Raw genomic sequence first — 22,266 nt, forward strand, 5'->3', positions numbered from 1 at the left:
GATCCTATTGGTAGATTTCAGGAAGCAAAGTGGTCGACAGCGCCGGAACGTAGGCGATCAGGATGACGACGATCAGCATGGTCAGCACGAAGGGCACGGCGCGGGCCGCGATCTTGAGGATGGATTCACCCGTGATCCCCGACACCACGAACAGGTTCAGCCCCAGTGGCGGCGTAATGAAGCCCACCCCCAAGGCGGTGATCATCATGATGCAGAACTGGATCTCGTTCATGCCGATATTGTCCGCCAGCGGTTTCAGGATCGGGGCTAGGATGACGATATTCGGTGTCGTCTCCATGACGCAACCGGCCGCGATCAGAATGCCGATCATCAGCAGGATCAGCAGGAACGGATCCTCGGTCAGCGAGGTCACCGAGGCCACGAAGCCCTGCGGCACGCCCATGATCGCCAGCGCCTCGGCCAGCGGGGCCGAGAAGGCGATGATCGGCAGGATAACCCCGTTCACCTTGGCCGAGCTGACCAGCATCGACGGGAAGTCCGCCAGCGTCAGCGTGCGCAGGATGAACCCCATGATGATGGTGACGACGACGGCGGTCGCGCCGGCCTCGGTCGGGGTCAGGCGACCCGAAAAGATGCCATAGAAGATGATGCCCGGCACGATGAAGGCGTACCAGCCCGACTTCAGCGCCTTGCCCAGGTTGGCCAGCCATTCGCCCATGGTCATCATCCCGCCGCCCTCATAGGCGTAGAGACGGTTCATGATGATATTGGTCACGAGGATCGAGATCAGGATCGCCAACCCCGGGATCAGAGCAGCCAGAAACAGGGTCGAGGCCGAGATGCCCAGCACGAGCCCGATGATGATATAGGCGATCGAAGGCGGGATCAGGATGCCGGTACAGGCCCCCGCCGCCACCAGCGCACAGGCATAGGGGCGCGGATAGCCGCTTTCGACCAGTCGGTTGATCGTCATCCGACCCACCGCCGCCGCCCCCGCCGCGTCAGAGCCTGAGATGGCCGCGAACATGCCGCAGACCAGAACCGTGGCTGAACCGAACCCGCCCTTGGCAAAACAAGTCAGCGCCTCGGCCACGTCCAGAAACTTGCGCGACAGCCCGGTGCGCACCAGCACGTCGCCGGTCAGGATGAACAGCGGCACCGCTGTCAGGGCAAAGGCGTCGATGCCGGTGAACAGGCTTTCGCCCACAAGGCTCAGCGGCAGGTCGCCCGACATGACCAGCATCACGATCGCGGCCGAGCCGATCGCGGCCCAGACCGGTACCGCCAGCGCGATCAGGCCGACGAACAGGATCACGGGCAGGTAGAAATCCCAGCCCAGTTCAACCGTTTGATTGAGAGAACTCCAAAGCATCCGGTTTCTCCTCAGTCAAACAGCTTGTCGCCTTCGAAGACGGGCGTGCCGTCACGAAGACTTTTGATGTCATTCATCAACGATTGGATCAGGCGCCAGATCATCAGAGCAAAGCCCGTGGGCACCGCCATCAGGAACCACACCTTCGAGACCCGCAACCCGTCAGTGACCGAACCGAACTTGGCCGAGACATGCACCGCCTCGTAGGACCAGTAGAGCGCGATGACCGCCACCGCGAACATCACCAGATCACCGAAGATATACAGCACCGCCTTGGGCCGGGGGCCGAGGTAATGCATGATCACGTCGATCCGGATATGGGCGCGTTCCTTGACCGCCGCCGCTGCGCCGATCCAGGCCAGATAGATGAAGGAATAGCGGACGATCTCCTCGCCCCAGATCGAGGAATAGGCGAAGATCTCGCGCCGCAGCACCTCGATTGCCATCGTGATGACGAGCATCACGTAGAACACCAGAAGCAGCCAGCGTTCGGCATTGCGGTCTATGGTTTTGAGTAAGGACATCGCTTCCCTCGGCAAGGCTGGGGGGATGGGCCTGAAAGCTCAGGCCCTGCAGGTCTGACGAAAAGGCGGGCGCGCGTCCGGCGCCCGCCCGGTTCGCATCAGGCGTCGTGGACGTAGTATTTGCCTTGGGTACCGGCCGCCTCGACCAGCTTTTCGAAGGCATCCATCGACCCGGCCAGCTCGGTCTTGAAGGGGTCCCACTCCGAGCGCTGATAACCGCCGGCCTCCTGCCACTCGGCCAGTTGGTCGTCGGTCAACGAGTGGAACTCGACTCCGGCCTTGTTCAGCTCGGCCATGGCATAGGCGCGGGCCGAGGGGACCTTGGCAAGGTTCTGGTGGCTGGTCATCTCCGAGCCCCACATGATGCCCTCTTGCACGTCGGCCGGCATCGAGTTGAACCATTCCAGATTGCAGGAATAGACTTGGCTGTCCGGCACCGCCTGGGTGAAGGTGACGTGAGACAGAATATCCTTGAACCCAAACACATAGAGCGCGCCGACCGACGGGTCGAGCGCATCCGCCACGCCCTGCTTGATGGCCGAGGGGGTCTCACCCCAGGCAACGGGCGTCGGGTTGGCGCCGGCCATGCGGTAGTATTGCTGCAGCATCTTGGACCCGGGCACGCGGAACTTCACACCGCTCATGTCCGATGGGGTAATGATGGCATTTCCGCCCTGGCGCACGGCCACGACGCGCGGGTCGATCACGACATAGAACAGCGCCTTGAAGCCTGCGGCCTCGACCTTGGGGTGCACTTCGTTCTTCCAGGTGTCGGAATGCACCAGGTTGGTGAACCGCTGGTTCGAGCCGCACAGATACGGCATGTTGATCAGGTCCACGGTCGAAGCGAAGGGTGCGAAGTTCGACAGCGAATGCTGCGCGGCCTGGATGGTTCCACCCTGCACCTTCTGCACCAATGCGCCGCCCGCGCCCAGCTGCCCGCCCGGGGCCAGCTTGACATAGACCTTGCCGTTGGTTGCGTTCTGGATGTTTTCCTTCAGATCCAGCTGCATGATCGGATAGCTGCGCGAGGCGCCCAGCACATAGGCCGTAGCGACCGTCATCACATGCTCGGCAGCTTGTTCGCGTTCCTTTTCCTCCTTCGCGGTCTGCGCCGCGGCCTCGGATGACCACAACACGCCGCTTGCACCTGCCACTAGCGCGGCCGTGAACGCGCCGCTGGCACTGAGTTTGAGGAAATTGCGGCGTTCAGCTGACGCCAGTTCCATTTGATCTTTGTTCATTGATTGCCCTCCCATTGGAAAAATTCAGCCGCCATTCTCCTCGCGGTCGGCCTCTTTTTTCAGAATTGCGACAACGAACAGGATCGACGCCGCGAACAGAACCAGCATCTCACCCACATCCCCAAGAAACGCGCGGCCTGCAAACGCACCCAGCGCCACGTTCGCGAAATAGACGACGAAGACGACGGCGGAAGCGGCAAGAAACATGTTCGGGACTCCGGGTAGAATCGGCACTGATGCCATTTGTAAGCGCTTACATGGAAAATGCAAGCGCTTACATTTCAACTTTCATTGCCAATCCGATCCGGTTAGAATTGCGAAGAGCAAAGATTAGGTTTGGAAATGTCGAAGCTGAAGCCCGCCCCGACACTGGATGACGTTGCCAGAAAGGCGGGCGTTTCGACGGCTACGGTCTCGCGTTGCATCAACACGCCCGACCGGGTTGTCGAGGCGACCCGCAAACGCGTGCAGTCGGCGATCGAGGCCTTGGGCTATACACCGAATTTCGCGGCACGGGTCATGGCGGCCAAGCGCACGTTTACCATCGGCGCGATCATCCCGACGATGGAGAACGCCATCTTTGCGCGCGGCTTGCAGGCGTTTCAGGAAGAGCTGCACCAACATGGCTATACGCTTCTGGTATCCAGTTCGGCCTACAAACCGGCCACCGAAGAAGAGCAGATCCGAACTCTGGTCGCCCGCGGCGCCGATGGCCTGCTGCTGATCGGACACGACCGGGCGCCGCGCATCTACGAATTTCTTGAGCACCGAGAAATTCCGGCGCTGGTCGCGTGGTCATTTTCCCCGGACGGGCGTCTGCCCTCCATCGGCTTCGACAACCGGGCGGCCATGCACGAGCTGGCGAAAAAGGTCCTCGACCTGGGGCACAGACGCCTTGCGGTGATATCGGGCATCACCCACGGCAACGACCGCGCGCGCCTTCGATTGGACGGGGTGCGCGACGCTGTTCGGCAGCACGGGCTTGACCCGCAGATGCTTCAGGTCATCGAGACTCCGTACGAGATCGAAAACGGCGCAGAAGCCTTCGCGCGTCTCATGTCGCAGGACGCGCCGCCGACGGCTGTCATGTGCGGCAACGATGTGTTGGCCGCCGGCGCTTTGCTCAGGGCTCAGGACATGGGGCTGAAAGTGCCGCAGGATGTCTCGATCACCGGGTTCGATGACATCGAACTGGCCCGGATCCTGCGCCCGGCGCTGACGACCGTGCACGTGCCGCATCGGGAAATGGGCGGAAAAGCCGCCAAGGCATTGATCGAAATGGTTGAAAAAAGGGCCCCGGCGGCCGGTGAACACTTGTTCACGCACATCGTTGAACGACAGTCCCTGGGTCCGGCCAACTCGGCGTGATCCGTGTGCCCAGGTCAGGCGGCCTGATCTTCCATCGTCCGGAAATCACCCTTCAGCCACAAATGCCGCTTGCACATCGGTTCGGTAAAATACTGCCGGATCAAGCTGCTGAGGGCCTTGTGGATCAGTTTAGAAGTGGTGTCCGGATAGACCTCGGTCGTGAACAGAGAAACGATCCTGACAAAGTTCCGACCCGGAAAAGGCGTTGCCCGAACCGAGTCATGATAGCGATGCGCCCGGTGGAAACACCCGGCCGTGGTGATCGCCCATCCGCTGCCTTCGGCGACCAGCCCCATGATCGACTGGTTGCATTCCAGCTCAAACCGGTTGGGCAGGTTGTACTTGTTGCGCGTCAGCTGGATCTCGATCTGCTTGCCGATCGTGTAGTCTCGCGAATACCGCAGCAGCGGCAGGTCGGAATGGGGTGAGAACAGATCCTGCACCTCGCCTTTGAACTTTTCGGGCACGATCACGATGAACGGATCCCGCATCAAAGGGTATTCGATTAGCCCCTGTGTGCCGCCCGGCGGTCGGGTCGCCACGCCCGCGTCCAGCTTGTGCTCCTGCAATTTCTCGATGATCTCGTGGCTGGGCCGTGTGAAATGCCGGAAATTGCAGCGCGGCAGCGCATGGGCCAGAAACCGGATCAGTTCGGGCGCGATCTGGTTGTCGAAATCATCCACCAGGGCCAGCCGCAGATCGGTGGCGTGGCGCCAGTTGCCAGACCGGATCTCGGCCTCGCCCCGCTTCAACACGGTCAGGCCATCGCGTACATAGCGCGAAAATACCTCGCCAGCCGGTGTCAGGCTCATCGGACGACGGCCGTGATCCACCAGTGCGATGCCAAGGGCGTCTTCCAGGCTGCGAAGATGGTTGGAAACGGTGCTGATCGACAAACCCGTTTCCGAGGCCACCTGCTGAATCGAACCGGACTTGGCGATCAGGCGGAACACTTCCAACCAGCGCAGGCTCAGTGTTTTGGACACGGGGCAAAACCCTCCCGCAATTTCGATTTCATCGAAACTAGCGAAACAGAGTTTTTGCTTTCGGGCAATGGTGAATGTTGGTCACACCCATTAGCTGCGCATGCGGGTGAACTCGGGATCGTAGGGGCAGGCAGGGATCACCCGCGCCGGAACCCTGTCACCACACAGGTCCAGCATCATCTCGCTGCCCTCGGCTGACAGGTGCGGCTCGACAAAGGCATGCGCCAGGTTCAGCCCGGTGCGATGCCCCCAGTCGCCTGAGGTCACCGTTCCCACCACCCGATCCCCGACCATCAGCGACGCACCGGGATGCGCGGGCGCGTGCGTGGCCTGCACTTGCAGGGCAACCAGCTTGCGCGACGGCCCATTGGCTTGCCGTTCGATCAGCGCCGCGCGCCCGATGAACTCCGGCTTGTCCAGCCTAACAAAGCGGCCCAACCCAGTTTCGAACGGGTCATATTCGGTGATCAGGTCGGCCTTCCAATGCAGGAAGGTCTTCTCCATCCGCATCGACTCGATCGCCCGCGCGCCGAAAAGTTGCAGGCCAAAGGCCTGTCCGGCCTGTCGCAGCGCAAGATAGGCCGCATAAAGCGAGGCGTTGGGCACATGGATCTCATAGGCCAGTTCGCCCGAGAAACTGACGCCCATCACGGTGGCGGGCGCGATGCCGACAAAGCACTCGCGCACGCTGAGCCACGGGAAGGCGTCCCGCGACCAATCCCCGCGCGAACAGGCCGACAGCACGTCACGCGCCCGTGGCCCGGCCAGAACCAGGATGGTCTGGTCGTTGGTCAGGCTACGCAACTGCACGTCCTCGTCGGGGGCGATGTGCCTGGACAGCCAATCCATGTCATGCAGTTCGGCCGCTGCGGCCGAGCCGTACCAAACCCGATCCGGCCCCCGGTCACTGGCGGGCAGATTGGCAATGGTCGCCTCGGCCTTGACCATGCCCTTGTGATTCAGAAGATAGGCCAACCCCACCCGACCCGGGCGACGGGGCAGCGCGCCGCAGACCATCCGGTCAAGGAACGCATGCCGGTCGGCGCCGGTGATCTCGATCCGGTTGAACCCGTTCACCTCGGCCAGCCCGGCATTCTGCTGCACATTGGCAACCTCGGCGGCGATCACGTCGAATGTTTCGTCAAAATCGAAACTGAGTGTCGGCGTGAAATCGGGCGCGGGCTTGATGTACTCGACCCGCTCCCAGCCATTCACCACGGTAAATTCCGCGCCCTCGGCGGCCAAAACCGGGGTCAGCGGCGTTGTCTTGGCGGGCCGCCCGGCGGGGCGGTGTTCGTGCGGAAAGTGAAAGCGGAACTCATTCTGGTAATCCTCGATCGCCTTCAGCGCGGTCAGCTCGACATTGGCATGCCCGGCGAACCGGCGCGGGTCGAGGCACCAGGTGTCATAGCAGGCCTCGCCATGCACGATCTGCTGGGCCAGAAGCCAGCCGTGGCCGCCCCCCTCGCCCAGCCCGGCCCGCAGCCCGATGATGCAGAATGCGTTGCGTTTGCCGGGGATCGGCCCGACCAGAGGCGCGCCATCGATCGTGTAGGTGATCGGGCCGTTGACGACCGTGTGGATCCCGGCCTCCATCAGGGCGGGCATGCGGGCAAACGCGCCTTCCAGCACAACGGTCACCCGGTCCAGATCGTCCGGGCACAGCGCGTTAACGAAATTCGGGTCGATCCCATCCATGCCCCAGGTCTTGCAGTCCTGTTCGTAGAAACCCAACAGCAGCCCGTTCTTTTCCTGCCGGCAGTAGTAATCGCTGATCGGGCAGCGCAGCAGCGGCATGCGGTGGCCCGCGTCGCGGATCGCGGGGATTTCCTCGGTCAGGAAATACTGGTGCTCCATCGAGGCCACGGGATGGTGTACGCCCATCATCGCGCCAACCTCGTTCACGCGGTAGCCGCAGGCGTTCACCACGATGTCGCAGTCGATGTCGCCGTGCTCGGTATGAACGGTCCAGGTGTCGTCCCTGTGCTGGGTCAGGGCCGTGACCGGCGTGTTGCGATAGACCTCGGCCCCGGCCTTGCGCGCCCGCCGCGCCAGCGCCTGACACAGCTGCGCCGGGTCAATGTCTCCGTCCAGCGGATCCCACAGGCCACCCAGCAGCTTCTCGGTGGAAATCAGCGGGTGGCGGCGGGCGCATTCCTGCGCGTCGATCACCTCGAAATGCACGTCCATCCCCCGCGCCATCGACGCGAAATGGCGATAGCCCTGCATCTGCGCTTCGGTATTGGCCAACCGGATGCCACCGTCGCCATGATGGTAGTTGATTGGATAGTCCGGGTCCTCGGCCAGTTCCTTGTACAGGCGGATCGAATGCGACTTGAGCCCCACCATCGTCTGGTTCATTCCGAAGTTCGTCACCTGCGCGGCCGAATGCCATGTGGTGCCGGATGTCAGCTCGTTGCGCTCCACCAGAACCACGTCGCTCCAGCCTTCCTGCGTCAGGTGATACAGGGTTGAACAGCCAGCGATTCCGCCGCCGATCACCACGACCTTGGTGCGCGATTTCATGGGTGTGCTCCTTCTGACATTCCCCGAACCCTGCCGAACGACGCAGCGGGCGGGCAATGGCGCAGTGGCCGGTCCCGAAAAATCGAAACGGGGATTGAGATTTCTCAAAACGGCATTTCCGCTTTGGCCGCACCCCGCGTTGCCGCGTACTCTGCATGGCAGGATCGGATCAGGAGCCTTCGAAGATGCCAGAACAGGGCAAACGCGGCGGGCGGCGGGCCAGGCTGGCGCAACGGGCGGCCAAACCGGCCTTTGACCCCTGCCCGCCCGGCCAGACCGGTGGGCAGTACAAACCCCTGACCTTGCCCGAGATTGCGGCGATCCACGACACCGCCCTGCGCCTGCTGGAAAGGCTGGGCATGGGCGAGGTGCCCGACCGTTTGGCACAAGACCTGATCGCCGCCGGCGCGCGGCCCGGCCCGCCGGGACGGCTGGTCTTTCCCCGCACGATGGTCGAAGGCGCGGTCCGGCAGGCTGCCAAACGGTTTACCCTGCACGGGCGCGACCCGGCCCGGTCGATCGAGGTGGGCGGCGACCGCGTGCATTTAGGCACCGGCGGAGCGGCGGTCCAGACGCTGGACCTGGACAGCGGGCTCTATCGCCCGTCGACCCTGGCTGACCTGCATGACTTCACCCGCCTTCAGGACACGCTGGCCAATGTCAGCTGGTTCACCCGATGCTGCGTCGCCACCGACGTGCCGGACAATTTCGATCTGGACGTGAATACAGCGTATGCGCTGATCCGGAATACCACCAAACCGGTGGCAACCTCGTTCACGCTGGCTGAACATGTCGCGCCCATCGTGCGGATGCTGGATATCGCCGCCGGAGGCCAGGGCGCCTTTGCGGAACGCCCGTTTCTGAAGGCGCATATCAGCCCGGTGATCTCGCCCTTGCGGTACGGCGAAGATGCGGTGGACGTGGTCTATGAATGCATCGCGCACAACATCCCCATGTCCTGCATCACCGCAGCCCAAGCCGGGGCGACCGCGCCCGCAACCATGGCCGGGTTTCTGGCCCAGTCTCTGACCGAAACCCTGGCCAGCCTGGTCATGGTCAACGCGATCCGGCCGGGCTTTCCCATGGTGTTTTCCAACTGGCCCTTCATCATCGATCTGCGCACCGGCGCGTTTTCGGGCGGCAGTGGCGAAACCGCCGTGCTGAACGCGGCCTCGGCCCAGATTACCAACTGGTTGGGGCTGCCCTCGGGCGTGGCCTGTTCGATGACCGATGCCAAGGCCATCGACGCGCAATACGGCGCCGAAAAGGGCATCACCTCGCTGGCCGCCGCGCTGGCCGGGGGCAACCTGATCTACGAAAGCTCGGGCATGACGGCTTCGCTGCTGGGGGTCAGCTTCGAGGGGTTCGTGCTGGATGACGAGATGCACTCGCACACCTATCGCGCCCTGCGCGGGATCGAGGTGACTGAAGAAAACCTGGGTTTTAACGCGATCTGCCAGTCGGTTCTGGGCGAGGGTCATTTCCTGGGCAGCGCCCACACCCATGCAGCGATGGAGCGTGACTATTTCTACCCCGCCCTTGCCGACCGGGCCGAGCCGCGCAGTTGGCAGGACAGCGGCGCGCGCGATGCGTGGTCCACCGCCCGCGACCGCGCGCGTGAAATCCTGCGCACGCATCACCCGCAATACCTCAGCCCCGAACAGGAGGCCGAGATCCGCGCCAATTTCCGGATTCTGTCCTGATCCGACGCCGTTGTGTCGCGGACCGGGTGTTTTTGACGCGGGCTTGGCGCTAGGCTCGGGCAAACGACGACACAGGGGGCCCCATGGCAAATGCGTTCTTTCAACCCGTCTCGGCGATGGAGCTGGCTCGCTTTGCCGGTGTCCCCACCTTCATGCGTCTGCCGGCCCTGACCCCAAACGATGACCGGATGGATCTGGTCGAGCTTGGGCTGGTCGGCATCCCCTGGGACGGGGGCACCACCAACCGGCCCGGCGCGCGGCACGGGCCGCGGCAGTTGCGCGACCAATCCACCATGATCCGCGCCATGAACCCGGTGACCGGGGTTGCCCCGTTCGAGCTGGTCAACTGTGCCGACCTGGGTGACGTGCCGCCCAACCCGGTGGATATCGAGGATACGCTGGACCGCGTCACCCGCTTCTACACCGACCTGACGCTGCGCGGCATCGTGCCCCTGACGGCGGGCGGCGATCACCTGACCACCCTGCCCGTCCTGCGGGCGCTGGCCAGCGACGGCCCGCTGGGGCTGATCCAATTCGACAGCCATACCGACCTGTTCGACAGCTATTTCGGCGGGCACAAATACACCCATGGCACCCCGTTCCGCCGCGCGGTCGAGGAAGGATTGGTCGATCCCGAACGCTTCGTGCAGGTGGGCATTCGCGGCACCGCCTACAACACCGAGGATATCGAATGGGGCGAGGCGCAGGGCATCCGCATCATTCGCATCGAAGAGTTGTTCGACCGCGGCATCGACGATGTCATGGCCGAGGTTCGCTCCATCGTCGGCGACGCGCCCTGCTATTGCACCTATGACATCGATTTCGTGGACCCCACCCATGCCCCCGGCACCGGAACGCCCGAGATCGGCGGCCCCAACAGCTTTCAGGCCCAGCAGGTCATTCGCAAGCTGGAAGGTCTGAACCTTGTGGGCGCGGATCTGGTCGAGGTCTCGCCGCCCTTTGACCCGGCGGGCGGCACCGCGTGGCTGGGCATTTCGCTGATGTTCGAACTGCTGTGCGTGCTGGCCCAGGCGATCGACGCGCGGCGCTAGGCCCGCGCGACGTTCTCGGCGATCATCGAGATCATCTCGAACATCACCGCCGCCGCCGTCAGCGCGGTGATGTTGTTGGGGCTGTCCTTGGTCGGCATCATGCAGACCACATCGCCGCCGACGATGTTGAGCCCCCGCGCGGCATGCAGAATGCCTACGGCCTCGTCGATGTCAAAACCCTTCTCGCCGGGTTCCAGGTTCGACACGCCCGGCGCGATGGTCGGGTCAAGGCAGTCGAGATCGAAGGTGATGTAGACCGGCCGGTCGCCCAGAACATCGCGCGTTTGGGCCACCACATCGGCCAAGCCACGCTGGCGGAACTCGCGCATGGTGACGATGTTGTAGCCATAGTCATATGAAGGCTGCAGCCAGTCCAGGCTGCGCGGATGCCCCCGCAACCCGATCTGCATCGACCGGGTCGGGTCCACCTGCCCCTGATCGGCCAAGTAAGCCCCCCAATGCGCGGCGGACTTCTTGGCCCCCAGGAAATGATCGACCTTGGTGAACACATCCGTATGCGCATCCAGATGCAGAAAGCTGACCGGTTGCCCGCCCGCCAGTTCGCCTCGGCCCAGCGCCTGCACGATCCCGCCCGTGATCGAGTGATCGCCGCCCACCGAAACGGGCCGCGCACCGGCGGCGTCGATGTCACGGTAGAAGGCGGTTATACGCTCGATGCAGTCTTCGTTGTCGTTGGCGCGCGGAAACGGTACGTCGCCCACATCGGCAATGCGCGCGCTAGACCACGGATCGATCTGGAACAGCGAATGCACCCGGCGCTGCACGGCCGAGACATGACGCAGCGCACGCGGGCCCAGATGCTGGTCGCGCTCGGTGGTGCCGTTGCCGGCGGAATGCGGCACGCCCACAAGGGCGATATCCTGGTCCTGCGGCCCCACATGGGGGCACCGGAACAGGGTCGGCACGCCCCACCAGTACAGGTTGTCCATCATGGATTGTTCGTAGCGGTCCGCCATCATGTCTCCCCGCCCTTAAATGAAACCGCCCCCACGGGTGACCCGGGGGGCGGCTGTCGCGTCAGATCTTTTCGTCTTCGCGTCGGAAGGCGCCCTGAACGATGCGATCCATGACCATGGCCAGGAACAGGATCGCAAAGCCACCCAGCAGGCCCGGCCCCTTGGCCGCGTATTGCAGCGCCTCAAGGATTTCCTTGCCCAGACCCCCGCCGCCGATCAGCGAGATGATCACGACCATCGACAGACACATCAGGATGGTCTGGTTCACGCCGGTCATGATCGACGGCAGCGCCAGCGGGATTTCCACGTCCTTCAGCAACTGCCATTTCGAGGCGCCAAAGGCCACGGCGGCCTCTTTGATGCTTTCCGGCACCCCGCGCATGCCCAGCGCCGTCAGGCGGATCACCGGCGGCATGCCGAAGATGATCGTAGCAAGGATGCCCGGCGGGTTGCCGGTGCCAAAGAAGGCGATGATCGGGATCAGGTAGACGAAGGCCGGCAGGGTTTGCATCAGGTCCAGCACAGGCTCGGCCGCGCGATAGGCGCGTTTGGATTTGCCGAACCAGATGCCCAGCGGAATGCCGAAGGTGACGCACAGCAGCACGGCCGCGCCCACCAAAGCCACCGTCTCCATCGCCACGTCCCAATAGCCCAGCAGCGCGATATAGGCCAACGACGCGGCGGTGAAGATCGCCACGCGCGGACCCGCTGCGCGCCACGCGGTCACGCAGATCACCAGCATGACCACGGGCCAGGGCGACCCGATCAGGGCCACGGTCAGCCCGTCCAGAACCGAGCGTACACCGGCAACGATCCCGTCGAAAATGTCTCCGCCCGCGGCGGCGGCGGCGTCGATCCGGGCCTCCATCCAGCTGGCCACGACCGAGAACAATGTTCCCTGATCAGGCCCGAGTATCATCTCGGACACTTGTTTTTCGGGGAAGGCATCCAGCAGCGGAAGCGAGGCATTCACTGTGAACTTGTAAACGATCAGCGGTCCGATCGCAGCGATCAGAACTGCCCCCAGAACCGTGTTCCGAGTCGAGCGGCCGCTTTCGGTGTTGTCGGGGTTGATCCGCCAGTTCGAGTACTGTTTTTCGTACACCCGGTCAGAGTAGAACCCCTGAACCAGCTTGAAAACCAACAGCATCAGAAGCCCGGTGACCATGATCCCTAGGGCTTCGGACTGGGCCAGCTGCGCTTTCTCAAGGCTGCTGTCCGCCGCTTTCTGGATATTTGCAGCCAGTTTGTTGAACCGGTCTATGTCTGCCTTCTCGGTTGCATCCGCCGCGCGGGCCAGCAGCTCGTTTGCGCGTTCCTGCTGACGGGCCGCGCGTTCGGCCAGATCGGCCCCCGGGTTACCCCAGGCACCGCGACCGATCTGCACCCAGGCGATGATCTCAAGGATCAGGAAGGTCCAGAACATTCCCCAGATCGCCCGCGAGGCGGACCAGAACGGCCCCAGCACCGCCGCCCACAGGTTGAACGTATTCGGGATCGGACTGGTCGCGTCGTGGATCTTGTGAAAGGCGTTGACATAATAGTCACCGTTGGGGCCGGCGAATTCATGGATCGACCGATCCAGCGCCTCGCGGTCCACCTCGATGTCGGAGGCGGCCGTGACTTTCAATTCCGTGGTTGCATCAGTCATTTTTGCCCCCCTGAATTCCGCGCAACAGGCGTGGTTTGGTCACGACGCCGACATCCTGACCGCCATCGGTGATCACCACCGGAAGCTCGGTGTTCACGGCCAGGTCGATCAGCTGGTCGAGGTCTGCGCCCTCATCGGCACGCGGCGCGCCATCCAGCGGGCCGGAATAACTGTCCAGCGGCTCCATGATCGAATGCGCCTTGACCAGTTTGAGTTTGGATATGCCCTGCACGAACTCGCGCACGTAGTCGTCGGCCGGGTTCATCACGATGTCCTCGGGCGTGCCGATCTGGACGATCACACCGTCCTTCATGATGGCGATGCGGTGGCCGATGCGAATGGCCTCGTCCAGGTCATGTGTGATGAACAGCGTGGTTTTTTTCAGCTGCGCAACCAGCGCCTTGAACTGATCCTGCAATTGCAGCCGGATCAGCGGGTCCAGTGCCGAGAATGGTTCATCCATCAACAGGATTTCCGGGTCCGAGGCCAGCGCGCGCGCAATGCCCACGCGCTGCTGCATCCCGCCGGACAGTTCCTTGGGCAGCCGGTCCTCGTAGCCGGTCAGGTCCACCAGTCCCAGCGCGTGATCGGACACCGCCCAGCGCTTGGATTTCGAGACTTTGCGGATCTCAAGCGGATAGGCCACGTTGTCGCGCACCGAGCGGTGCGGCATCAGCGCCATGTGCTGGAACACCATCCCGATCTGCTGGGCGCGAATGCGACGCAGCTCGGACTCGGAGATCTTGGACACGTCCTGCCCCATGATCTCGATCTTTCCGGCCGTGGGCTCGATCAGGCGATTGACATGGCGCACAAGGGTCGACTTGCCTGAACCCGACAGGCCCATGATGCAAAAAATCTCGCCGCGCGGCACTTCGAACGTGGCGCCTTGAACGCCGACCACGCAATTGAATCTTTCAAGAACTTCAGGTTTTCCAATACCTTCATTCCGGACCGCAGCCATGGCTTCTTCGGCCCGTGCGCCGAAAATTTTCCAGACATTTTCTAGTTTTACGACAGGTTCGTCCATTTGCCCCTCATCTACGGGGTTGCATCCCGGCAAACAGGCAAAGGGCCGCCGCGATCAGTCGCGACGGCCCCATGCGTTTGTGATTTAGTTCGTCAGCCAGCCGATAACGGTGTCTTCGTTTTCAGCCACCCACTGGCGGGCGAAATCGGCTGCTTCTATGTTGTCCACGGCCAGCGCCTTGCCCATCGCGCTCAGATCATCACCCTGCATCTGGTAGTTGCGGAACAGGGCCGCGACCTCGGGGTGATTTTCCTCAAGCTCTTTGGCGTAGTGCAGGTGTAGAGTTGCCCCGTTCCACGCGGTCGAGGCCTCGGACTTGTCCAGCCAGTCCGGGTCATCGGTCGGCTGAACGATCGTCCAGGTGGCCGGATCATGCGGCGGCTCTTCCAGCACGGTCAGATCCTGGGTCACGAAGATGTAGTGCGGGCTGTAGCAGAACCCGATCCACGGATCGCCGGCCTTGGTCGCGTTTGCCAGGTTGGCATAGGCGATGGTTTCTTCGTACTCGGTCAGTTCGAAGATCTGGTCATAGCCATAGGACTTGGCGCGGATCTTCTCGACCACGGTCGACGCCCAGCCGGGTGCGCCGATCCAGACCTCCGGGGTGCCGTTTCCGTCAGTGTCGAAGATGGCCATCTTGTCCGGATCGCTCAGGTCGTCGATGGATTTGATGTCATATTCCTCGGCAATGTAGGTCGGAACGCACATACCCTGCTCGGCCTGAACCGGGTTCTCGTTCATCACGACTGTGCCGTTCTGCTTGACATAGGTGTCGTGCAGGTTCTGCTGGTTCGGCATCCAGACTTCCGGATGGACGTGCATCGCTCCGGAATCCATCGCTTCGAAAACGATGGGGTTGGTGCCGTTCTGCAATTCGACATCAAGGCCAAGGTTTTCTTCGATAACGACTTCAAGAATGTGCGCGGTGGCGTTCACCGACGCCCAGTTCGGCACACCGATCACGATATCGGCAGCAAAAACCGGGGCAGCGACCGCCATCGATGCGCCCCCCAGTAACGTAGCAAGTTTGTTCATGTTGCATCTCTCCATGTTGGTCGTCTTCGGCGCTGATTCTCGTTGATCGAAAGCGATCGGGCGGACGGGCCAGATCGTCGAGATCGGGTCAGCGTCTCGGATGTATTGAGCGCGTTTCGCATGTGAACACGCCCCGCACTTAAAAAAGTGAAGCACCTGCAGTTTGACCCATCAAGCGCAACTTCGAACCGGGGTCACGGTTTCGAAATTCTCGCAAAATGGTTTCGCTAAATTCCGAATAACGGTCCCACGCGTCGGGGTGAAGCCCGTTAGACCGTGCGTTGGATTGGTACGCCTGCAGCATGAAATCTGGCTGCCATGCAGTTTGGTTCAGTGGGGATTGGGCCTCAAACCAGCGCCTGCGGCAAGACAAACGGAACGTCAGTTGCCGGCAGCGTGCTAACCGGCAGATCTATGCCATAGACCTGCCGCATCACCTCGTTGGTCATGACGTCCGAAACAGCCCCAGTGCGCCAGACCTCTCCGTTCGACAGAACGCAGACCTTGTCGGCGAACAACGCGGTCAGGTTCAGGTCATGCATCACGACCACGACGCCCCCGCCCTGATCGGCGAATTCGCGCGCGATGCGCAGAACCGTGAACTGATGCGCGATGTCCAGGCTGGCGACGGGTTCGTCCAGCAACAGCCAGCGCGGCCTGTCGCGCCGCACCGAGCTCCAGACCTGGGTCAGAACGCGCGCAAGCTGCACGCGTTGCTGCTCGCCGCCGGACAGGTTCTGGTACGAGCGCGGCTCGAACCCCGCAAGATCGACATGCGCCAGCGCGCGCGACGGCAAGGCGTCGTCGCCGTCGGCCAGGCCGCCGGGCAGGCCCAGCCGTACGACTTCCAGCGCGGTAAAGGGAAAGGCGACCGCCGAGGATTGCGGAAGAACGCCCCGCATCGCCGCCAGTTCCCAGGGCTGCAGGGCCGCGATGTCCTGGCCGTTCAAGGTGATCCGGCCGGTGTGCGGGATGTCGCCCGACAGCGCCCCGAGCAAGGTGGATTTGCCCGATCCGTTGGGCCCGATGATCGCAGTGACCTCTCCGGGTTCGGCCAGGAAATCCACATCGCGCAGGATCTGCTTGCGCCCGATGCGGACGCTGACATTTTCAGCTTTCATCATTCACATTCCCATCGATCCGTGGCGGCGCAGCAGGATCCAGAAGAACACCGGCGCGCCCAGAATGGCCGTGACGATGCCTATCGGCAGTTCGGCCGGGGCCACGATCACCCGGCTGATCATGTCGGCGGCTAGCAACAGGGCGGCGCCCAGCAAGGCGGAATTCATCAGCAGCCGATGGTGATCGGGGCCGGTGCCCAGCCGTAGCAGATGCGGCACGACGATGCCGATGAACCCTATCCCGCCCGACACGGCCACGGCCGCGCCGGTGGCGGCGGCCACTGTAAGGATCGCGATGTTCTTGCTGCGCTGCACCGGAATGCCGATGTGATGCGCCACTTCTTCGCCCATGGCCAGGCCGTTCAGGGCGCGGGCCAGACGCTGCGCGCACAGGATCGACGCCAGGATCAAGGGCGCGGCGGTGGCGACCTTGGTCCAGGTCGCGCCGGCCAGCGAGCCCATGCCCCAGAAGGTCAGATCGCGCAGCTGCTGATCGTCGGCGATGTACACCATGACCCCCGACACCGCGCCCGACAGGGCCGCCAGGGCGATGCCGGCCAGCAGCATCGTCGCCACCGAGGTCTGCCCCTGACGCGTCGAAACGCGATAGAGGATCAGGACCGACGCCCAGCCGCCCAGAAAGGCGGCAACCGCGACCAGGCCACTGCCGACCCAGGCCAGAACGGCGGCGGGCAGAAGGTTGCCGAAGACGATGGCGGTGATCGCGCCCAGCCCCGCCCCCGCGCTGACGCCGACGATGCCCGGATCCGCCAGCGGGTTGCGGAACAGCCCCTGCATCACCACGCCCGACACCGCCAGCGCCGCGCCGACCAGGATGCCCATCGCCAGCCGCGGCAGGCGGATGTCCCACAGCACGATCCGGTTCAGATCCGACAGGCCCCGGCCATGCAGCAGATCTGACATGGCCATCTTCAACGAGGCCTCGGACGCGCCGACCGAAATGCTGGCCACGCTGGTCACGGCCAGAAGGCCGATCAGAGCCAGGGTCACCCATGCCGCCCGCGACCTGCGGGCCGCGGCGGACTGGGGCGCGCCGTTGTCCAGTGCCAGCGTCATGAGCCCCGGACGCCCCGCAATGCGGCCGACAGATCCATGACCGCGTCGGCGGTGCGCGGGCCGAAGCCCAGCAGATAGGCGCCGGGCATCCGGATCAGCGCCCGGTTCCGCCCCGCCTGGGTCAGCCGGACCGCGGGCAGCGCGAACAGCTCTTCCTCCGAGAGGATCGGCCCGCCCTGACGCTCCATCATCAGGATCACGTCCGGCGCGGTGGCGGCCATGGCTTCGGGCGTCATCGTCTTGAAACCCGTCACATCGGCGGCCGCGTTTTTGCCTCCGGCCATGCGGATGATGGTGTCGGCCTGGGTCTCGGCCCCGCCGACGACAAACTCGCCGCCCCGCGCCGAAAGCAGGAACAGCACCTTCACCGGCGCACCCTGCGCGGCGGAGGCCTCGGCCAGCGCCCGGTCCAGCCGGCGCGCGGTTTCGGCCGCCAGGGTTTCGGCCTCGGCCTCGACCCCCAGCGCGGCCCCCACGGCGCGGATCTTGTCGATGACGCCATCGCGCGAGAACTCGTCGGCAATGGTGACGTATTCCACGTCGGCCTCCTGCAGCACCGCGATGGTTTCGGGCGGGCCCGACCCTTCGAGCGCAAGGATCAGGTCGGGGGCAACCGACAGCACACCCTCGGGCGACAGGGCCCGGCGATACCCGACATCGGGCAGATCCGCCGCCTCGGGCGGCCAGGTCGAGCTGCGGTCACGGCCGACCAGCCGGTGCTGCTGGCCTAGGGCATGGACGATCTCAGTCAGCGAACTGCCGATGGCGATCACGCGGTTGCTCTCGGCCTGCGCGGCCGCCGCCGAAACCAGCAGGGCGGCGCAGAGTGTCACCAGGCCCCGCATCATGCCGCTCCGGTATCGGCCGGGCCGGGCAGCGCGGCCACCAGCGCGTCCCAGGCAGGGCGATGATCGGCTTCGCCGGTGCGGCGCCCGAAGATCTGCAGGATCAGGGCGCCGTCCGCGTCGAAAGCCTCGACCGAGATCGCCGGGCCGCGCTGGGTCGGCTTGTCGACGGCCCAGACCTCGGCGATGTGATCGCTGCGCAGATGCAGGTTGAAGCCCGGATCCAGCACGTTAAACCACGGCCCCATCTGCTGAAGATTTTGCACCGGGCCGCCGTGGATCTCGATGCAGCCGCGGTTGCCGACGAAGATCATCACCTCGATCTGCCGGTCCCGCACCTGTTCGAACAGGCCGGTGACCGCCGCGGGATCAACCGCGCGGGCCAGCGGTTCGCCCGCGATGCGATAGGCGCCCAGCCGGTTCATCCTGAGCTTCGAGGTCAGGCGCAGGAACTGGTGCGTGTCCGTCATCTTTGCCCATTCGCGGCGCAGCGCGTCGGCCTTGTCGGCATTGGCCTTGGGCGCTTCGGCCGGCTTGCGCGGCGCGACCATCATCGTCTGGCCTTGATCCTCGGCAGCCAGTGTCCGGACCAAGCTGTCCCAGTGGCCCAGGTCCGAGCCATCGCGCAGGATGATCTTGTGAACCGCGTCCCCGGCCGCATCGAACACCTGGATCGAGCGGCGCAGACCGGCCTCGGTTTCCCGCTCGGCGGCAAAGACATGGTGCCATTGCGCGGGGAACATGCGCAGGTCGATCTCTTCGGTCAGCACCATCGCGGCATGCTGGCCGCCGTGGTAATTGTCGTATCGCCCGATCTTTTCGATCACGCAGGACGGGTTGCGCGTCAGCGCCATGACCTCGCCCAAACCGGCCAACTGGCCGAACATCCCGTCAAGGCCGGGGGTCAGCCGCGTCACGCCCTGTCCGGCAAAGGCCGCGACCAGCTGGCCCTCGCTCAACCCCAGCGCTTCCGCGAAATCGCGGTCTCGCTGGCCTGTCTTCTGCGCATAGGCAGCACGAATATCCTGAGGAGCCATAAGCGCCTGTTCCATAGCGGGTTTCCCGTCTTCTTCGTGGTTCCAAGGGGGTGCTGGCCCGGGCGCTGATCGCAAACAGCGTCCTGCTGGCAGTGCCGAAATTAAAGGCACGAAACTATGTTGACTGTTTTAGTCACCTTTATTAACGAGCACAAGTCGCCACGAAAAGGCGATTCCGAAAAACAGCAAAAAAACTGACCAGCGCCAGCGAACTGCAAGCATCTCCGGTCCTCACACTTGTTTCGAAGGGACAGAAATGCGTGCGCGTACTCATATTGCAGGCCTGCTTGGGACTGCCTCTTGCCTTGGTTTGATGGCGTCCATGGTTTGGGCGCAGGAACAGGATGACGGGTTCCTCGGGACCCTGGAACTGGGCGGAAGCAAACGCGAGATCCAGACCGGCACCGCGGTTCCGGTCACGAATATCGACCAGGAAGAGATTGATGACCGTCAGGCCAACACGGTGGCCGAGCTGATCGATTCGGTTCCCGGCGTCACCCTGGTGAACGGCTCGACCCCGCAAGGATCGGGCATCAATATCCGCGGATACGGAGCCAACGGCACCTTCGGCACCGACCAGAAGGTTCTGATCCTGGTCGACGGCGCCACCACCGGCGCGGAAGAACTGTACCGGATCGGCAACCAGCTGTTCACCGATCCACAGCTGTACAAAAGCGTCTCGGTCATCCGCGGCACGGTGGGGTCCTTTGAATACGGCTCGGGCGTCGTCGGCGGCGTGGTTCAGCTGGAAACCAAGGACGCGTCCGACTTTACCGGCGGCGAGCCGGGGTTCCGCTTCCGCCAGACGCTCGAGGGGTATTCCAACGGCAGCGGCTTTGCCTCGTCGTCGATCCTGGCCTGGCAACCCAACCGGCAGACCGAATTCCTGTTCAACTACACCTATCGCGACCAAAGCGATCAGAAGGACGGGAACGGCGAGACGATCGGCAACAGCGCCTTTACCCTGCCGTCGCTGTTGGCCAAGGGGAAATACAGCTTTGGCGACAACCTTGAACATTCGATCACCGCGTCCTGGAACCAGTCCACCTCGGAAGAGCGGGACGTGCCCTATGATTCCTTCGGCACGACGGCGGACGCCTTTGGCAACGTGGACCGCGACATAGAAACCCGGATCGCCGTTCTGCGTTATCAGTACCGGCCGGCCGGTAACGATCTGGTCGATCTGGACGTCAATCTCAGCTATTCCGAGCAGGCCATCGACAGCAGCTATGTGCCCGGCTCGTCCAGTCTGGAGGGAACGCCCTTCTTCCCCGGCATCCGGGCGCTGGCCGATGCCACGCACAATTACGAAACCACCAAGCTGACGATCAAGAACAGCGCGTATTTCCAGACCGGGGCCGCGTCGCATGATCTGCGGTTCGGGGTGGAATTCATCGACCGCGAGCGGCTGGATGCCCCATCGGCGCCGGGTGGCACCGACCGTCGCGTCGCGCTGTTTGCCGTTGACGACATCCAGTTCGGCGACCGGCTGACGGTCACGCCCGCGCTGCGGTATGAAACGCAGGACATCAAGGGCAACGGCGACGCGGCCGCGCCCTTCAACGCCAGCTATGACAACGACGCGCTGATGGGCGGCCTGTCGGCCCGATACGAATTCGCCAGCGGCTTCGCTGTGTTCGCGGGCGGGGCCTATACTGAAAGCCTGCCGATCATCGACGATCTGGGCACACCTCTGTACATGACCCAGCCCGAGAAATCTCGCACCTGGGAGGCCGGCTTTTCCTATGACCGCGGCGACATCTTCGCCGCCGGCGACGTTGTGCGGGCCAAGGTCAATCTCTACAGCACCGATCTGTGGGACATCACCTCGTACGTGTCGGGCACCCCGTCCCTGCCCCTGTCCAAGGTCGAAACCGAGGGCGTCGAGATCGAGGCGTCCTATGTCCATGCCACGGGCTTCTACGTCGATTTCAACGCCAACATCGTCAGCGCCACCGAATTCAGCGCGGCGGGCATCGGATCGCCGTGGCGCAACGAACCCACGGATTCGGCCCGGATCACCTTGGGCAGGCGGTTCGGTGAAACCCTGGATGTCAGCTGGGAGATCTTCGGCGCCAAGTCGGGGCTCGATTCCTCGGGCGATCCGGTGGGCGGATACGGGGTGAACACCCTGCGCGCAACCTATCTGCCGCAAGAGGGGGCGCTGGCCGGGTTCGAACTGCGCGCCGGGATCGAGAACATCTTCGACAAGGCCTATCAGCCGAACCTGTCGACCCGCAATTCGCCGGGCCGGAATTTCAAGCTGACCCTGGCCAAGACCTTCTGAACCCACAAGGGAAAGGACCCGTCATGACAAAAGCCATGCAAAATCTTGTTCCGGCGGTCCTGCTGGCCCTGCCCCCCATCGCGGGGGCGGGGTTGGCCAGCGCCGAGAACACGCAGGTCGCGGGCGGCGTCACGATAGAGCTCAGCTCGGCCGTGGACCAGGATCAGGGCTGCCTGCTGAGCTTCGTGGTCGAAAACGCCCATCCCGCCGATATCGGCGGCGCCGTCTACGAAACGGTGCTGTTCGGCGCGCAAGGCGAAGTGGCCCTGCTGACGCTGCTGGATTTCCAGGACCTGCCCGCCGGGCGGCCCCGCGTGCGCCAGTTCAAATTCGCCGGTCTGGCCTGCAATCAGATCAGCCGGATCCTGATCAACGGGGTGCAGGACTGCGCCTATCCCGGCGATCTGGCCGATGCCTGCCTGTCCGGCCTGACGCTGCGCAGCCGCCTTGAGACCGAATTGATTGGATGA

General features: G+C 63.6%; 19 protein-coding genes. 5 read left to right on the top strand and 14 right to left on the bottom strand.

Annotated elements, in window-relative coordinates:
* Positions 1-4: 4 nt before the first annotated feature.
* The 4 genes from ACR0NB_RS10170 to ACR0NB_RS10185 form a co-directional block, all read right to left on the bottom strand.
* The gene (locus tag ACR0NB_RS10170; RefSeq protein ID WP_170367758.1) at positions 5-1,333 is read right to left on the bottom strand and encodes a TRAP transporter large permease; all 1,329 of its coding nucleotides are present in this window, start codon (positions 1,331-1,333) and stop codon (positions 5-7) included.
* Between the two features lie 11 nt (positions 1,334-1,344).
* Positions 1,345-1,857: a TRAP transporter small permease gene (locus ACR0NB_RS10175; RefSeq protein WP_093964490.1), complete on the bottom strand. Its 513-nt coding sequence runs from the start codon at positions 1,855-1,857 to the stop codon at positions 1,345-1,347.
* Between the two features lie 98 nt (positions 1,858-1,955).
* A complete protein-coding gene (locus tag ACR0NB_RS10180) occupies positions 1,956-3,101 on the bottom strand; it encodes a TRAP transporter substrate-binding protein (protein WP_170340240.1) in 1,146 nt (381 codons plus the stop codon).
* Positions 3,102-3,125: 24 nt separating this feature from the next.
* Positions 3,126-3,308 (bottom strand): hypothetical protein, encoded by a 183-nt coding sequence (locus tag ACR0NB_RS10185; RefSeq protein ID WP_170598971.1) that lies wholly within the window; start codon positions 3,306-3,308, stop codon positions 3,126-3,128.
* A gap of 135 nt (positions 3,309-3,443) precedes the next feature.
* On the opposite strand from ACR0NB_RS10185, the gene ACR0NB_RS10190 reads away from it, so the two are divergent.
* On the top strand, positions 3,444-4,469 hold the full coding sequence (locus ACR0NB_RS10190; RefSeq protein ID WP_480775568.1) for a LacI family DNA-binding transcriptional regulator: 1,026 nt from the start codon (positions 3,444-3,446) through the stop codon (positions 4,467-4,469).
* Positions 4,470-4,483: 14 nt separating this feature from the next.
* Here the strand turns inward: ACR0NB_RS10190 and ACR0NB_RS10195 are convergent, their stop codons facing one another.
* Together ACR0NB_RS10195 and ACR0NB_RS10200 are read right to left on the bottom strand one after the other, a co-directional pair.
* Positions 4,484-5,455 carry a LysR family transcriptional regulator gene (locus ACR0NB_RS10195; protein ID WP_170339623.1) on the bottom strand — a complete coding sequence of 324 codons (972 nt, stop codon included), beginning with the start codon at positions 5,453-5,455 and terminating at the stop codon, positions 4,484-4,486.
* A 90-nt stretch (positions 5,456-5,545) separates the two neighbouring features.
* A complete protein-coding gene (locus tag ACR0NB_RS10200) occupies positions 5,546-7,981 on the bottom strand; it encodes a GcvT family protein (protein ID WP_480775569.1) in 2,436 nt (811 codons plus the stop codon).
* A gap of 185 nt (positions 7,982-8,166) precedes the next feature.
* Between ACR0NB_RS10200 and ACR0NB_RS10205 the strand changes: the two genes are divergently transcribed.
* Positions 8,167-9,684: a trimethylamine methyltransferase family protein gene (locus tag ACR0NB_RS10205; RefSeq protein WP_480775570.1), complete on the top strand. Its 1,518-nt coding sequence runs from the start codon at positions 8,167-8,169 to the stop codon at positions 9,682-9,684.
* 83 nt (positions 9,685-9,767) lie between these two features.
* The gene (locus ACR0NB_RS10210) at positions 9,768-10,736 is read left to right on the top strand and encodes an agmatinase (protein WP_480775571.1); all 969 of its coding nucleotides are present in this window, start codon (positions 9,768-9,770) and stop codon (positions 10,734-10,736) included.
* On the opposite strand, the gene ACR0NB_RS10215 is transcribed toward ACR0NB_RS10210, so the two are convergent.
* The 8 genes from ACR0NB_RS10215 to ACR0NB_RS10250 form a co-directional block, all read right to left on the bottom strand.
* Positions 10,733-11,713, bottom strand: coding sequence for an arginase family protein (locus ACR0NB_RS10215; RefSeq protein ID WP_170390782.1), 981 nt, complete (start codon positions 11,711-11,713; stop codon positions 10,733-10,735). The genes ACR0NB_RS10210 and ACR0NB_RS10215 overlap by 4 nt on opposite strands.
* A 61-nt stretch (positions 11,714-11,774) precedes the next feature.
* On the bottom strand, positions 11,775-13,364 hold the full coding sequence (locus tag ACR0NB_RS10220; protein ID WP_170436158.1) for an ABC transporter permease: 1,590 nt from the start codon (positions 13,362-13,364) through the stop codon (positions 11,775-11,777).
* Positions 13,357-14,394, bottom strand: coding sequence for a quaternary amine ABC transporter ATP-binding protein (locus tag ACR0NB_RS10225; protein WP_170339611.1), 1,038 nt, complete (start codon positions 14,392-14,394; stop codon positions 13,357-13,359). Before ACR0NB_RS10225 ends, ACR0NB_RS10220 begins: the two co-directional genes overlap by 8 nt.
* An 84-nt stretch (positions 14,395-14,478) precedes the next feature.
* A complete protein-coding gene (locus ACR0NB_RS10230; RefSeq protein ID WP_170340226.1) occupies positions 14,479-15,429 on the bottom strand; it encodes an ABC transporter substrate-binding protein in 951 nt (316 codons plus the stop codon).
* A gap of 347 nt (positions 15,430-15,776) precedes the next feature.
* Entirely contained in the window at positions 15,777-16,553 is a 777-nt protein-coding gene (locus tag ACR0NB_RS10235; protein WP_170420135.1) for a heme ABC transporter ATP-binding protein, read from the bottom strand.
* Positions 16,554-17,627 carry a FecCD family ABC transporter permease gene (locus tag ACR0NB_RS10240; RefSeq protein WP_480775572.1) on the bottom strand — a complete coding sequence of 358 codons (1,074 nt, stop codon included), beginning with the start codon at positions 17,625-17,627 and terminating at the stop codon, positions 16,554-16,556.
* The gene (locus ACR0NB_RS10245) at positions 17,624-18,472 is read right to left on the bottom strand and encodes a heme/hemin ABC transporter substrate-binding protein (RefSeq protein WP_480775573.1); all 849 of its coding nucleotides are present in this window, start codon (positions 18,470-18,472) and stop codon (positions 17,624-17,626) included. Before ACR0NB_RS10245 ends, ACR0NB_RS10240 begins: the two co-directional genes overlap by 4 nt.
* Positions 18,472-19,524, bottom strand: coding sequence for a hemin-degrading factor (locus ACR0NB_RS10250; protein ID WP_480775574.1), 1,053 nt, complete (start codon positions 19,522-19,524; stop codon positions 18,472-18,474). The genes ACR0NB_RS10245 and ACR0NB_RS10250 overlap by 1 nt, the downstream gene beginning before the upstream one ends.
* Positions 19,525-19,831: 307 nt before the next feature.
* On the opposite strand from ACR0NB_RS10250, the gene ACR0NB_RS10255 reads away from it, so the two are divergent.
* The gene (locus tag ACR0NB_RS10255) at positions 19,832-21,796 is read left to right on the top strand and encodes a TonB-dependent receptor domain-containing protein (RefSeq protein WP_480775575.1); all 1,965 of its coding nucleotides are present in this window, start codon (positions 19,832-19,834) and stop codon (positions 21,794-21,796) included.
* A gap of 23 nt (positions 21,797-21,819) precedes the next feature.
* A complete protein-coding gene (locus tag ACR0NB_RS10260; protein ID WP_254445444.1) occupies positions 21,820-22,266 on the top strand; it encodes a hypothetical protein in 447 nt (148 codons plus the stop codon).

The organism is Ruegeria sp. CG3, assembly GCF_056537205.1.